Raw genomic sequence first — 13,364 nt, 5'->3', positions numbered from 1 at the left:
ACAAGTTAACTTTATCACGCAGTAACATTCTGTGTCAATATGATGCATCATTAAACAATAATATGTTACGTGTTCCCTTCCAGCCAGTCATCAAATGGTTTCTTTGGAATGCGGTAAAGTTTTCCAAGTTTGATAACTTTGAAAGGGCTCTGTGTCTTGTAAGCTTCCTTTACCAGTTCATATGCCCTGGTCCTTCCGATGCCGAGAAGTTCCTGTAAATCATCCATATCATACAGTTTGGATCCTTTCATCTGAGTCTTCTCCTTTCTTTTGGTGATGTAAATAATATGTTCGATTGGAAAGTTTTTTTCTGAAATATGTGCTAATAATTTTGGTGAAATCAATTTCTTTCTTGTTTACAGAGTAAGAACACATATTAAATACGACAAAAATAATTTTGATGAAAAGGAGAAAGAAACTATGGCTTACAAGAAACTAAAAATAATATGTGATGCGGATGATGTACTGTTATCCTGTAATGAATATGCCCTGCAGCTTCTGGGGCAGACTACAGGCCAGTATTACAATATATCCGATATTACAAAATGGGGAGAATTGGGAAATGAGCTGGATGACAGGATGCAGTTTTTCAATTATACAGAATTTTATGAAAACCAGCCTGCCCTGCCTGGTGCGAAAGAATTTCTGGGATCTTTAATGGAAAAGGCTGAAGTGTTTATAGCCACTGCGGTATATCCAGAATTCATGGGCGAACGTATTCAGAGGATTATGACGCTGTTTCCGGAATTCCCGGTAGATCATATTATCATGGGAAAGAGGAAAGATTTGTTTCATGCAGATATTATGCTGGATGACGGGATACATAACCTGTTGGAATCAAACTGTAGTCTCCCAGTACTCTTCCGGCAGCCCTGGAACCAGAATGCGTCAGGTATCTGCTGTGTGGATGATTATGCGGATTTTTTGACACTGGTGGATTTTATGAATGGTAACAAAGCAAATATATCCAGGATACCTAAAATACTGTGTATAGTAGGGCCTTCCGGCAGCAGAAAGCGGGATCTGGCAGCGGCACTTTGTGAAGCAGATAAGCGTATGGAACTGATTAAAACCTGTACTACAGCAAAGGGACGTAAACATAATGCGGAAACGGTTTCTGCTACTTTTTTCGATTTCCTGTTCCGGCGGATGGAATTTATTGAAACGACATGGTATTGTGGTGAACAATATGGTACAAAGAAAAGAGATATCGACCGGGCTCTTGCTCAGAATCATTATCCGGTTATTGTTATGGATATTTCAGGATGCTTAAGTGTTTATAATGCGTATCCCGGACAATGTGAAATCATATATGCCGACCGTGACAAACGGGACTGTATCATGTCTATTATACAGAAGCCGGCATTAAGAAGGGAACAGGTTGCTGACAGGATCGTCTCTTTTGAATTTGAAGAAAAGAACAAAGTGCTTGCAGATCATATTGTTTCTGTTGGAGATGGAAGCCTGGAAAATGAAGTTGCAGATATTCTTTCCTACTTGAAGCTGTAGAAACAAAAGGCCGGTTTCCGGTCTTTTTGTTTTTTGACAAAAAATTTTTTTTCGTACATATTATTTATAGGACATCTGAGTTTTGGAGGACTTTTTAATATGAAATGGAAACTGGCTGCATGCCGTATTAATAAAGGATTAAAACAGAAAGAGGTTGCAGAGCTTATGCATACTTCTAATACAACGATTGTAAACCATGAGACGGGAAAGGTTAAACCAACAATTGCTCAATTAAAAATGTATTCAGAAATATATGGGATACCCGAAACGGACATTGATTGTGAAATTCGAAAATAGGCATCCGGAACAGAAATTGCATCCGGAGCATCCGGGGCGCATACTGGACATTTCCACCAGATCTTCATCTTCGAAAATTTGTATATCTTATCTGGTTTCAGGAAACGGTTTTTCTCAGACCACTGTTCCGCAATATCTGGGAAACAGGACTGCAGGTCATTGTATCCTGTCCAGACCGCAAGCCTTGCTGTATACGGGCAGTCATTCAAAGATCTGACTTTCAATAACTGAGAAGCTGACTACTATTTTTTTCTTATATTTGCAGAAAGGATACCATCTATTGCAGAATCACCTGCTGGAATCAAATAATAATCAATACCATCTATGATTCTGCGCTCAACCTGCGAAAGTCTTTCTATTCCGGTTTTTATAGTAGCATCCCCAGTGTCTATACTGACTTTTTCAGGTACAAGATTGCTAACGGAAAATGAGCAGCCCTTGTACCCCGCCGATGCTTCTTTCAGACCTTCTTTTTTCTCGTCTGAAACATCTCCGTATTCTATAATTGCATCAACCAGCTCTTTTTCAGATAGTTTTACGTCTTCCCCTGAAAGCTGCATATCAACTAATGTTTCCTGTAGATGGTCGTATACGTTAAAAATGGCATCATATGGAACTCGTCCATCATAAGCAGAGTGCAAAAGTTCATGAAATCCTTCTTTCTGACTGTCTGGACTTAATGGAATCTCTGTTCCAAACAGTGCAGGAATAATTTGCCCGGCTTTTCCGGAAATTTTTTCATTTTTGCTATAAAATACAGCTTTACTGACATCTGTATGTAGTTCATCTAATGCAGGATAAAGAAAGGCATAAGTTGGAGGATCCAGCATTGGTTCGGTCATCCTGTTCGAGAATTCGTTCTTGGGGGAATCATACTTGATGCCTGGCTTGCTTAAATTACACGGCTGGACAAGTACAAGAATAAAGGAATATACTTCCTCGCTATCTTTTCCGTCTTTTCCCGGAATATCATAAGCTCCAGAAGCAAAAAAATGCAGTAATTTCCTTCTGCATTATAATTATCGCGAATAGTCAACGCAACACGTTCGATTTCATCCATGTCAGAGATACCATTATCACGGAGTGGGTCGATCAGGTTTTCTGTCACGTCCAGTTCAATGACAGTTGTCCCAAGCTTTCCAGAAACACCTTTTTTGAAAAGCTGGCAGTATTGAGTAAGTTCAGATTCATCCAGCCGCATAAACGTTTGTGGTTTTTGGTAACGGATATCATCATGGGAAATATCTACATAACACGATGCGATTTTTGAAATAGGGGTATAATCAGAATTACCGATTATCTTTTTAAAAAATGCAATATCTTTTTTCGTCATAGGTCTCTCCTTAATCATCAAGTTTTAGTTGTTGTTGTACATAAGAACCTTTCGGAGGATGATAATTCATCCAGACCACCTCCGTCGCAGCCCTGCCGGATTCCGTCTGGCTTTTCAGTTCTACCCTCTCCCACCCAGAAAGCTTTTGGTCATATAAGTTCGATGTGTATCCACTTACCATAACCTTGGACTTTGAAACGAGAAGTATATCCAGCAGCTGCTCATGATCTTTCTCATCCAGTTCATGCAGATATTGCTTTGAATATCTGGTACTGAGCAGATACGGAGGGTCTACATACATGAAGACATCCTCGTAGTTGAAACGTTCAATGAGATCGAGAGCAGGTCTGCAGTCAATTTGAGCATCCTTGAGACGCTCAGCAGCTGACAGCACCCATCCCGGAAGACGGTTCCAGTTCAGGACAGCATACGCCTTTTCCCGGCCCTGTATATCATTTTTCCAACCGTTTTTATAACCGTTTGTCCGGTATCCATGTCCCATCCAGCATCTGATCAGGAAGCTTAAAGCTTTTTGATAAGGCCCCATAACAGGAATGGAGATGGATTGCTGTTCGTACAGATATCTGGAATATGGTGTCGCATATATCATCGAAGCCAGCTTTTCGGGATCTTTTTGCAGACAGGAAAACAGGTTCACAACATCCAGATCCAAGTCATTAATTGTCTCAATCCTAGAAGGTTGTTTAGTAAAAAATACTGCCCCACTTCCAAAATATGGTTCAAGGTAGGATTTATGTTCAGGAATCATGTCACAGAGTTGTTTTGCTATCCGCCATTTACTTCCAGGATAGCGAAGGACGGCTCTGTATGTATTGGTGTTACTCATTTTGTCTCCTATCTGCCAAATGGGGCATTGTAATCATACGGAAGGGAAGATTGTTCGTATCCGGTACCCTGCTGGCTGTTATTACTATAAGGATACGGGCCATAGTCATAATTGTTACTATACTGTTGTTCATACTGGTTATTAATCGGTGTAGAGACAGGAGGTACCGGCTGATATACCGGTGTCTGTCCTTGCTGCATGCTCTGCTGTTTTATGGAAGCTAAATACTGCGCATATGCCTGTTGCCCCTGGTATATCATCTGGGATGCAGAGAGTATTTCCCAATTTCGGATAAAAGAATCTGTTCTTTTTAACAGGGTATATAAATCCATATCATTCAAATTAATGAATGCGGATTTTTCCTGCTGATAGGAACCGCCTTTCATATAATATCCACCCATACGGTTCTGCACACGGATGCCATGCCCATTTGATACGGAAATAAACCATGGATTATTAGACATAGAACCGTCCTGTTTCAAGGAATGTCTTGTAATGACAAATTTCTGGGCAATGGAATATCCATTTGCATCTGGAACTCCGAAAATTTTGTCAGAACTCCATTCAAATTCCTGGAAGCCGGCTTCAATGCGGGTCAGCAGGAATTGGATCTGCTCTGGAGTAAGGTTGAACTGTACAATCGTGTTATTCTGCCCGGTTCCATTGGAATAATCCTGAATAGAAATGCCAATCAAAGAACTGGTTTTTGAGCCGGAGACTTCTTCTCCTTTTGCATGTATCTGTGCATAGTGCTCAATTGGAGCTGGACGGAGTTTGTCGTAAAATGCAATCAGTTTTTTACTTGTCTGTATCTTTGCAATCTGATTGGTCTGAATAAGATTAGATGCCATATCAATACCTCCAAACATTTTTCTTCCATCTGTTTATTTCTAATATGTCATTTCTGGCATTCTCTGGCGATTTTTTATAAGAAAAAAAGAACCTGTTAAGACACAGGCTCTTTTTAATATTACGCATACACAAGTCAGTCTGATTGCGGTTTCCAATCTACCACATCCAATCTATTATTTTCTTTTTTTCCTTTAAAAATAATCTCTTTCTTAAAAACTTCACCCTGAATCTTATAACTGTCCCAAGTCAGATCCTTATATACTGCAGGAACAATCATATTTCCGTTAAAATCTATTGCTCCATAGCCATCCGTTCCTTTTACTATAGCAAATTGACTATTAAAGACCTCAGCAACCTCAGTAAACTGCTCAAATTCTTTTACAACCTGCACGGAAGCACTTTCGTCTGAAGAATCGGAGTAATGAAGTAATAACACATGTCCATCCCGTACCGCTGTCCCGTTGTCTGAAATAACCGGAAGGCTATCAATGGAATCGCATTTGTCAATAAGAATGGTTCCTTGTCTATCAATCACTGCCCACCCATCTGATTTTTTGACCCTTGCCATGGTTCCCTGACGTCCCCATGAATCAGCTTCTTCATAATAACCCGTCATATATTTTCCGTTTTCAGAAACGTAATAGTAACCTTTTCCAGAGTTGACACATGACGAACCGTATTCCATCGGAGAAGCCTCGGTATATTGTGGGAATATGGTTTCCCTTCCGTCTTCTTTTGCAATAAAGCCGATAAGACCTTCCTTGTCTATGACACGGCAATAATCAGAGAATGGATCCTTTTGGATTGCCATGTAGGTATCGGATAACACATTTTCCTGCTGCATTAAATATGCCCCACTCTCATCATATACAATATGGGTTCCATTTTTTGAAACAGTTAAGGAGTCATCGTATTTATATTTCGTATTGTTTCTCATATAAAAAAGGTATCCGACTGCTGCTGCGCCTATAAGTGCAAAGATGATCATTGTTGTAATAAAAGAAGTCTTTTGACTTGCATTATCTAATTCTTCTGTGCAGTCCTCATCTTTCAAGCTGATAGCTTTTAATAATTTTTCAATCATATCTTCTTCTCCTTCTGACATTTACTGGTTTTACAGTTACAAATCATGCCGGCATACTTAATGGTACCTGTGAAGAAACCCATGACTGAAGTCAGGGGTTCTTCACGATAAAAATATACTATAGAAGTTTTTGTTATTCTGATGTCAATACATTAAGAAATGCGAAATATCTGCTTTCAGAAGATATTAGTTGCAGGCGAGATGCTCATTGAGAACACCCGTCTCCTCAAGACTGAGAGCTGTTCCATTCCACAGATCGGTTACCGTGGAAACAAACATGGGATCATCTTCTTTAGCAAGATAATTTTTGATTGCAGACCATGTATGTTTCATGGTATAGCTGTCCGCACAGATGGGATTATCAGCCTGATTGGTACAGAGTTCTGCAATAAGGAGTGCAGTGAATTTATCCGTACCGTTCTCGTCTTCCAGAGATAACCATGGCGTGATTGTTTTGATGAATTTCACCAAGTACTTCTGGTTTTCCATAGAAGTACCGGAGCCGAAGCGGTCAGCCATAAGGGAAGCGATCCACTGGTTAAAATCTGCTGTCTGGAAATAGTTGTTCAGGAATTCAGCTACCTTTTTGTCGTCGTGCTCATAGCGGATCACCATCTGCAGGATGACATTTTTGAACTGGGTACTGTCACCGTAAATCCGCCCCATATATTCCGTGCAGAAATCAGCAAAGTTTTTCCCGAACTGTCCGATGACTTCCAGGGTCCTTCGCAGTACATAGTAGTTCTGTTTGATTGCGGAAGCATATGGGGAAAAATGTTGTCTGGCATAGGAAAGCACCTGTCTCTTCTGCTGGTCGTTCCAGCCATCCTTGAACATTCCTGCAATCATATAGATATATGCCAGCATGAGGTCCGACTGCTTGCAGGTTTTCGCGATATCCATACATGGCTCAAAGAAATCTTCAGGATTAGATGCCTGACCGATGGTTTCCAAGGCTCTGGATAGCTGCGGATTCAATTCATGTCCGAGTTTATTCTTGTTCCTATCAGACAGAGCCCGCAGTTCGTTCAGTTCGCTTTTGGGGTTTAATTTTATTTTCTCGACGGTACTGATATTTTTGGATGTTCTTTCTGTACGTTTTAAGGACGCCATATCCATTTCCATTGTTTTCTTTGTTTCAGGCTGTCCGGTGATCCAGGCTTCCATGGTCATCATTCGCAGCGGGTTAATGTAGATCTGAAAACTGATAGGAGTATCTGCCGGATAACTCCTGCCGAATTTTACTGTCCTTGTAGCTATCCTGCGGTTTGGGAGGTTCTTTGTTTTACCCCGTCCGAGGAACATTTCGATACCCAGGGAGCTTGTTGCCTTATCCAGTTTATACTTGTCACGGATTTCTTCCGATTTATAAGGAAGTTCAGTACCTGCCGGAATTAGCTGGCTTACATACTCACCTCGTAATCCGAGGTTAATGGTATCGTTTAAAATGGTGCTGGTATTAAATGCAATGCCTGGATGCAGAGCACTGGTGCATACGTTTGTTTTTTCAGAAGATGATGGATCTTCCAGCTTACGTACATTATATTTGTGGAGGCAGTAATGGTAATATACAGCTCCCCTTGCTACGGATAAATCGGGATCACTGGTTGTCAGTGGTTCAAACCCGAAGAAATCCTTTAAACGTTTTGGGATAAGATAAAACTTGGTCATGCCTCCATTTAAAATAACCGCATCTATTTTTGTATCTTTCCCACATTTATCGATGACATCAAGAACAGGGTAGATGATGTTATTTACGTCCCTTTCCGCCATATGCTGGATTTTTGATGCATCCTCCAGCTTATACTTATATCCCATAAGTGGGGATACAATCCTTTCTACATCCGATCTGGTATAAGTGTCGGCATAAGCATAAGAATCATAAAGATCAATGTCCATAACTTCCAGTTCATAATCTTCTGGAAGGTCAATGTCAGACATTCTGGCACTGTCATAGGCCTGGGACAGGTCTACTTTTAATTTTTCAGCCAGTTTTCTTAATTTGCACATGACCTCTTCTTTTCGTTTAATGCTTACTTTAATACCATTGCTATCTTCAAAACGTTTTAACATATCTGCGGCCAGCAGTTCATCAAAATTATCACCGCCAAGAAGCGTATATCTGCTGATTGCCAGATCCTTGATGTTAAGGATCCCTTTTTCTGTATAACCTACCCGGTGGATTGTAACATCGAGGGTTCCGCCTCCGAGGTCAAATACAAGGACGTTCTTTTCTGTATCCAGCGACAGCAGGTCAGAAGGAATCTCCCCGCATTCCTGCATCCGCATGAAATCATAAATAACTGCCTTAGGTTCATAAAGCAGGACATCATGCAGATTTTCCACATTGATTCTCGCCTTCCGTGCGGCATCGAGAGTAGCCTGGCACTGGTCTGAATCAAAGGAAGCAGGTACGGTTATAATAACATCACTTAGTTCATTCTGAAACAGCCGCTTTTTGGCAGAATTGATCATGAAAGAAAGAATCTGTGCGGAAACATCAGAAGGGGTCTTGTCCGGGATTTCATCAACAAGGGGTACCTGGTCGCTGGTACCCATTAATGATTTTACTGACTTGCATACATAACCGCTGCGGGTTCCGTATCTGCTTTTCGCATAATCTCCGATATCGGCAGTCATTTTTCCGTCACTGTTCTTGTAATAGAATACAACGGAGGGAAGAAGGGGATTTCTTGACTTGCTTCCTGTATCGTTTTTGCGGTCAAGCTCCAGTACGATTGGTTTCATGGTATTATTCTGCATGTTTCCATAAGCGATAACGGAATTAGTCGTTCCAAGATCAATGGCAGTATAATATTGTTTTTCGGACATAATCGATTCTCCTATTCTTCTTTTTCGCGTACTGTTGGAAGGGAAATAATGGTATTTCCATATTGCCATCCAGGTTTTTCTACGGTAACAGATTTCTTTTCACCTTCATAGCTGAATGGCTCTCCGATGTAGGTGTATCCGGACAGATCCTCTGCTTCTGCCATAAATTCACGTCCGGTAGAGTCAAGTGGGTGAATGCCGCTGTCTTTGATAAAACGAAGCAGCTGTTTGAATACAATTGTCAGTGGAAGAACTTGCGGCGGGATTTTTACTTTGTTTTCTTTTAATGCGGCGAGTCTTCTGTCCACCAGTTCAATACTGTCCAGAAGATGTCCGTAAGATTCGGAGTTCATGCTGGTATAAAAAGATGCAATGGCCGCGTCTTTTGCTTCTGCTGCGGTTTCATCGATGGTTTCATTTAATTCATCCAGCATGGCCTGTACCAGTTCCAGGGAATTTCTGCAGTTATCGTATTTGAACTGAAGCTGCTCGTATTTATCTCCGGAAGCCATCCCTTCCGCTTTGGCAGATTCAGAAAGCACATGCTCTGTTTCCTGAAGGACATCTTTGGCAGATTTTCTTTTCCGCTTCATGCCACTGTTTTTCAGCAGCTGTCCACGCAGGTTCCTGAGCAGTCTGTCACAGTAGCGGGCCCCGAAGGTAAATGCAACAGGCAGATATTTGTCATCTTTCAGATCTGGATCAGCCATAATCATGAAAATAACCATGTACTTTCCAATAAAATAGAGTTTTCCATTTTGGCGGTCGCGCAGATTCAGGTTTTCTGTGAGTTCGGAGAAATTGGATATAGCGTCCATATTTCCATCAAGAGCTTTCTTTAATACAGCCATCTGGTTTTCTACAAAACCGAGCACATATCTTCTGCGGTCTTCACTGTCAAGATTTGTATTATGTAAAGCAGTGCGGTAATCATCATAGGTAATGCCAGACTCTTTCACAAAAGAATCCTGAAGTTTGTAATAAGCATCGTGTGGATGCAGTCCCGGATACAGCAGGCTCCCATAAATGGCAATCCATTCAAAAGTGGATTTATGCCGTCCTCTTCGGTACTCAGACAACTGCTTTTCTGCTATTTCGAGTTCTTCTTCCATTACGGAACGGTAGATTTGATCGTATTTCATTTTCTTTGTCCTCTTTAAATAATATTTTTCACCGTTCACAGACTGTACTGCGTTGAGCGTGGGCTGCAGTTTTTTTACAGCGTGAGCGAGCGGTATCTTTTCTTTCACGGGACGGGTGTGCAGTACATACATGAAATCCGGCATAAGATACTGGATGAATGAAAGTGTTTCCGGAATTGATGCATGAAGACTATAGTTGTCAAAGGGGATGGAAACACATCCTGTCCGTTTTGCTTCCTGGCCAACTACAATACAGTTTTTTGTCGGTATGTTTTCAGTGATATGAATGTTTGGGGTGTATATCTGATATCCCATGTCCGAAAGAATGTCTGCCACTGCCCTGCTCTTTGGTTCCAGGTAAACAGGGAGTTCAGGAAAAACAGAACTCAGGAAGTAAAACAGATCCAGATGTTTCGGTATGCTTCTCGAAACAAGATAGATGCCATCTCCGAGTTTTCTGTGTTCCTGAATGATATCTTTTAGTCCGGAATAGGAAGCCGGTAAGTCCGTGGGAGTGCCTTCACTGAACAGGTTTTCCCACGTATCCTCTTTCTGATAAGCATTCGGAATGTTGATCAGAAGAGTTTTTGGATGAAGCTGTTCCGGAAGGCGCATGCCATTTACCCCAAACATGGAAGCTAAACTGAAATCCCCGGTATACAGAATATCATGATGCCCGGTTTCCAGATGGATCATAACTGCCCCTGGCATATGTCCGGCTGGCAGCAGAGTAATTTTACATCCATGGATGAGAAATGGTTTTGCAACAGGTCGGGTATGGATACGTTCCATAAGGATCTGTGCTTTCCGGTAACGCTCATTTTTGATCTTGTCAATTTCTTTTCGCCCGGATATACGTCCGAACTCCAGAAGCTGCGTATAAATCAGCCTTTTTGAGGCTTCTGTGGTTATAATCTCTGCATTCGGGGCAAGGGAGGCAATCCTTGCGATGGATCCGATATGGTCATAATGTGCATGACTGATGAGGATCAGGTCAAGATCAGAATAATCATTCAGTTCATACAGAAGCCTCTCATAATCTGGGTATAACTCATCTCCTTTCAGCCTGGCTCCGCAGTCCAAAAGAATATGTATACCCTCGATGGAGAGGTAATAGGCTGATGCGCCTATTTCGTTTCCCCCTCCCAGCGGGATAAAGTAATCACTCATGGTTCACTCTCCTTTTCTCATCTACTGAAAACATTAAGCAGAGAATGACAGTGCTGAAAAATCAAACAGATCACCAAGAGAAAAATCATCCTTAGGCTTCAGCGCTTCAATGACATGCTGGAGTGTTTTCTGGCATTTGGCTTCATCACGCACAATTCCAAATAACCCCGCTGTATTTCTTGCGTCCACAAGGGCATCATGCTGGCGTCCGCAGAAGTCTTCTCCTGCGTACATGACCGCGTCTTTTAAGGAAATATTGTGTTCCAGGCCAAGGGTGGATCCATACTCAGCCTGAAAATCAAACCATGTAGTGTCAATGTATTTTTTATCCTGAATGGATAAAGAGATATTTTTTAATTGGATTTCCTTTGAAATCTGGGCAAAATCATTATCGCTCCACTGGATGATCTGAATTTCACCCTGGATACTGTTGCACCAGGAAAAAAACATATGTAAGGCATCATCAAAATAAGGTGCCGATTCCACCATGGATGTTTTAATTCCCGTCAGTTTTTCGTATCTTTTTTCAATGCGGGAATTGAAATATGGTTTGACAAGAGTGACAAAACTGCCAATTTCCTGGTACGTCTCATCCAGCAGGACAGCGCCAATTTCAATTACTTCGAGTTTGCAGATTGTGCGCTCTGCCTTGTAGACAGAAGCAACTGGATTCATTTCAAGATCGATAACAACATATTTCATAATGGTTTCCTCCCTGGTTTTATTTCTCGGAATAGCCTTTATGCGAGGGTATTCCATTGATTTGATAATATGAGCATAACATGGGGATTGGGGCAACTCAATGTCAATATGTTGCGAAAGAGCAGAGGGAAAATGGGGTGTCAGTACGTTACGAAAGGGTGGATATTCAGAAATCTGGATGTGTGGTATAAGAATAGTACAGGTTACTATTGTGGTTTAGATAAGGAGGAATCGAAATGCAGAAGAAACGAAACATTATTCCACTGGTTGAAACTTATAACGAAGTGGATACAGAAAAGTACATCAAATCCTACATGTTTATCAAAGGATTTGCAGTAGCAAAAAACCTGAAGCAGACGCTGATTGCGCTGGCAGTGGCAAGACATTTCCATAATGGCCAGTACCGGAAGGACGGAATGCCGTACATTGTCCATCCGTTAAAAGTCTGCAGTACTTTAATCAATTATGGGATTGATGATGATACAACGCTTGCTGCTGCCCTGCTTCATGACCTGTTGGAAGACTGCAGTGATAAGCTTCCCCTCAAAGGGCGGGAACTGATTACGGAGTACCATCTTTCCCAGGAGGTACTGGATATTATTACACTTCTGACCAAGGAATCCGGGCTGGATGAATACGAGCTAAGCGTGTATTTTAAAAAGATTGAGCGAAACTGTAAGGCATCTCTGATCAAACTTAGTGACCGCCTGCATAACAGCACCAGCCTGTATACGTTTACCTTTGAACGGATGCGTAAGTACATCAAGGAGACAGATGACTTCCTGATCCCGATGGCTTCCTATTGCAAGAATTATTATCCAGATTATACCAATTCCTTTTCCATCCTGAAAAGCAACATTTATTCACTGAACAACAGCATGCGGATCATGATGGAGAAATTTGACCAAGAGAAAGGTGTTGTCGAAAGATCAGATTTTCCAAAGAAAGAGATGCTCAGCAAATAATCTAAAGTCTAGCAGGTGATACTATGTATGAACAGAAATGTCCAAATTGCGGTGGAAACAAAATTGTATTTGAAAATGGAAAGTATCGCTGTACATACTGTGATACTGTCTTTTCTGAAAGGATTGCAGACAAAGCGACCTATAAATATGCTGCCCGCATTTCGCAGGCAGGAGAACATTTAAAAATGAAAAACTATGATCGTGCTTACACGATTGCCAAAGATCTGTCCGATATTCATCCCACGGATCCTGATCCATATACTATTATGCTGCTTTCCATTACTTCTGATCTAACCGATTACCATTTGACAGCAAAAAGCAGAATGGAAGCAACTAAAATATGGGATAAGCTGGAACAGTTAAACGCAATTTCGCAGCCAATGAGAAACTATGCGAAAAAAATACACCAGAAAAAATAAATGCGTTGGAATCGTCTCTTATATGGGACAAATTTTCTGTTGGATTTGGGATTTTCATGCTTATAATTCTTTTTATAAAAGATCCCGAGCACTTTCTGATGCTTTTCATATTAGATATCATTTGTTTGTGCTATTATTGTTGGAAAAACAGAACATTAGAAAAGATTGATTTATACCAAAAGGAAAAGTCAACCAAAAAGATGTATAATCCA

12 protein-coding genes and 1 pseudogene are annotated in these 13,364 nt (G+C 41.1%); 4 read left to right on the top strand and 9 right to left on the bottom strand.

Translation table 11 applies throughout. The features are described 5' to 3' along the window. Positions 1-65: 65 nt before the first annotated feature. The gene (locus MUB50_RS05345; RefSeq protein ID WP_244790378.1) at positions 66-251 is read right to left on the bottom strand and encodes a helix-turn-helix domain-containing protein; all 186 of its coding nucleotides are present in this window, start codon (positions 249-251) and stop codon (positions 66-68) included. Between the two features lie 169 nt (positions 252-420). On the opposite strand from MUB50_RS05345, the gene MUB50_RS05340 reads away from it, so the two are divergent. Further along, on the top strand, positions 421-1,509 hold the full coding sequence (locus tag MUB50_RS05340; protein ID WP_244790376.1) for a 5' nucleotidase, NT5C type: 1,089 nt from the start codon (positions 421-423) through the stop codon (positions 1,507-1,509). Positions 1,510-1,608: 99 nt separating this feature from the next. After that, positions 1,609-1,806 (top strand): helix-turn-helix transcriptional regulator, encoded by a 198-nt coding sequence (locus tag MUB50_RS05335; protein WP_215706590.1) that lies wholly within the window; start codon positions 1,609-1,611, stop codon positions 1,804-1,806. Here MUB50_RS05335 and MUB50_RS17350 read toward each other — a convergent pair. From MUB50_RS17350 to MUB50_RS05300, 8 genes and pseudogenes are all read right to left on the bottom strand, one after another. Further along, positions 1,737-2,015, bottom strand: a complete 279-nt coding sequence (locus MUB50_RS17350; RefSeq protein ID WP_442863185.1) for a zinc-ribbon domain-containing protein — start codon at positions 2,013-2,015, stop codon at positions 1,737-1,739. The two genes, MUB50_RS05335 and MUB50_RS17350, sit on opposite strands and share 70 nt — an antisense overlap. Before the next feature lie 33 nt (positions 2,016-2,048). Continuing rightward, positions 2,049-3,139, bottom strand: a pseudogene (locus MUB50_RS05330) (DUF4317 family protein). A gap of 10 nt (positions 3,140-3,149) precedes the next feature. Beyond that, positions 3,150-3,986 (bottom strand): DNA adenine methylase, encoded by an 837-nt coding sequence (locus MUB50_RS05325; RefSeq protein WP_244790374.1) that lies wholly within the window; start codon positions 3,984-3,986, stop codon positions 3,150-3,152. An 8-nt stretch (positions 3,987-3,994) separates the two neighbouring features. Further along, positions 3,995-4,837, bottom strand: coding sequence for a hypothetical protein (locus MUB50_RS05320; protein WP_244802524.1), 843 nt, complete (start codon positions 4,835-4,837; stop codon positions 3,995-3,997). Between the two features lie 134 nt (positions 4,838-4,971). Then, a complete protein-coding gene (locus tag MUB50_RS05315) occupies positions 4,972-5,922 on the bottom strand; it encodes a WG repeat-containing protein (RefSeq protein ID WP_244802523.1) in 951 nt (316 codons plus the stop codon). 186 nt (positions 5,923-6,108) lie between these two features. Beyond that, positions 6,109-8,754 (bottom strand): Hsp70 family protein, encoded by a 2,646-nt coding sequence (locus MUB50_RS05310; RefSeq protein ID WP_244802522.1) that lies wholly within the window; start codon positions 8,752-8,754, stop codon positions 6,109-6,111. An 11-nt stretch (positions 8,755-8,765) separates the two neighbouring features. Next, entirely contained in the window at positions 8,766-11,066 is a 2,301-nt protein-coding gene (locus tag MUB50_RS05305) for an MBL fold metallo-hydrolase (RefSeq protein ID WP_118624716.1), read from the bottom strand. Between the two features lie 33 nt (positions 11,067-11,099). Further along, positions 11,100-11,768: a 3'-5' exonuclease gene (locus tag MUB50_RS05300; protein ID WP_182433968.1), complete on the bottom strand. Its 669-nt coding sequence runs from the start codon at positions 11,766-11,768 to the stop codon at positions 11,100-11,102. Between the two features lie 236 nt (positions 11,769-12,004). On the opposite strand from MUB50_RS05300, the gene MUB50_RS05295 reads away from it, so the two are divergent. Together MUB50_RS05295 and MUB50_RS05290 are read left to right on the top strand one after the other, a co-directional pair. Continuing rightward, a complete protein-coding gene (locus tag MUB50_RS05295; protein ID WP_118624720.1) occupies positions 12,005-12,733 on the top strand; it encodes an HD domain-containing protein in 729 nt (242 codons plus the stop codon). Positions 12,734-12,756: 23 nt separating this feature from the next. Then, the gene (locus MUB50_RS05290) at positions 12,757-13,152 is read left to right on the top strand and encodes a TFIIB-type zinc ribbon-containing protein (protein ID WP_118624722.1); all 396 of its coding nucleotides are present in this window, start codon (positions 12,757-12,759) and stop codon (positions 13,150-13,152) included. Positions 13,153-13,364: the final 212 nt, after the last annotated feature.

This window comes from Blautia sp. NSJ-140, assembly GCF_022868965.1.
GTDB lineage: Bacteria > Bacillota > Clostridia > Lachnospirales > Lachnospiraceae > Blautia_A.
The sequence above is the reverse complement of the archived record's forward strand: the minus strand, read 5'-3'. Positions and strand labels throughout refer to the sequence as shown.

Coding starts and splice junctions, on each gene's coding strand:
- MUB50_RS05310 (WP_244802522.1), bottom strand. CDS start 8,754: ATGTCCGAAAAACAATATTATACTGCCATTGATCTTGGAACGACTAAT.
- MUB50_RS05315 (WP_244802523.1), bottom strand. CDS start 5,922: ATGATTGAAAAATTATTAAAAGCTATCAGCTTGAAAGATGAGGACTGC.
- MUB50_RS05320 (WP_244802524.1), bottom strand. CDS start 4,837: ATGGCATCTAATCTTATTCAGACCAATCAGATTGCAAAGATACAGACA.
- MUB50_RS05340 (WP_244790376.1), top strand. CDS start 421: ATGGCTTACAAGAAACTAAAAATAATATGTGATGCGGATGATGTACTG.
- MUB50_RS05335 (WP_215706590.1), top strand. CDS start 1,609: ATGAAATGGAAACTGGCTGCATGCCGTATTAATAAAGGATTAAAACAG.
- MUB50_RS05325 (WP_244790374.1), bottom strand. CDS start 3,986: ATGAGTAACACCAATACATACAGAGCCGTCCTTCGCTATCCTGGAAGT.
- MUB50_RS05290 (WP_118624722.1), top strand. CDS start 12,757: ATGTATGAACAGAAATGTCCAAATTGCGGTGGAAACAAAATTGTATTT.
- MUB50_RS05300 (WP_182433968.1), bottom strand. CDS start 11,768: ATGAAATATGTTGTTATCGATCTTGAAATGAATCCAGTTGCTTCTGTC.
- MUB50_RS05305 (WP_118624716.1), bottom strand. CDS start 11,066: ATGAGTGATTACTTTATCCCGCTGGGAGGGGGAAACGAAATAGGCGCA.
- MUB50_RS05295 (WP_118624720.1), top strand. CDS start 12,005: ATGCAGAAGAAACGAAACATTATTCCACTGGTTGAAACTTATAACGAA.
- MUB50_RS05345 (WP_244790378.1), bottom strand. CDS start 251: ATGAAAGGATCCAAACTGTATGATATGGATGATTTACAGGAACTTCTC.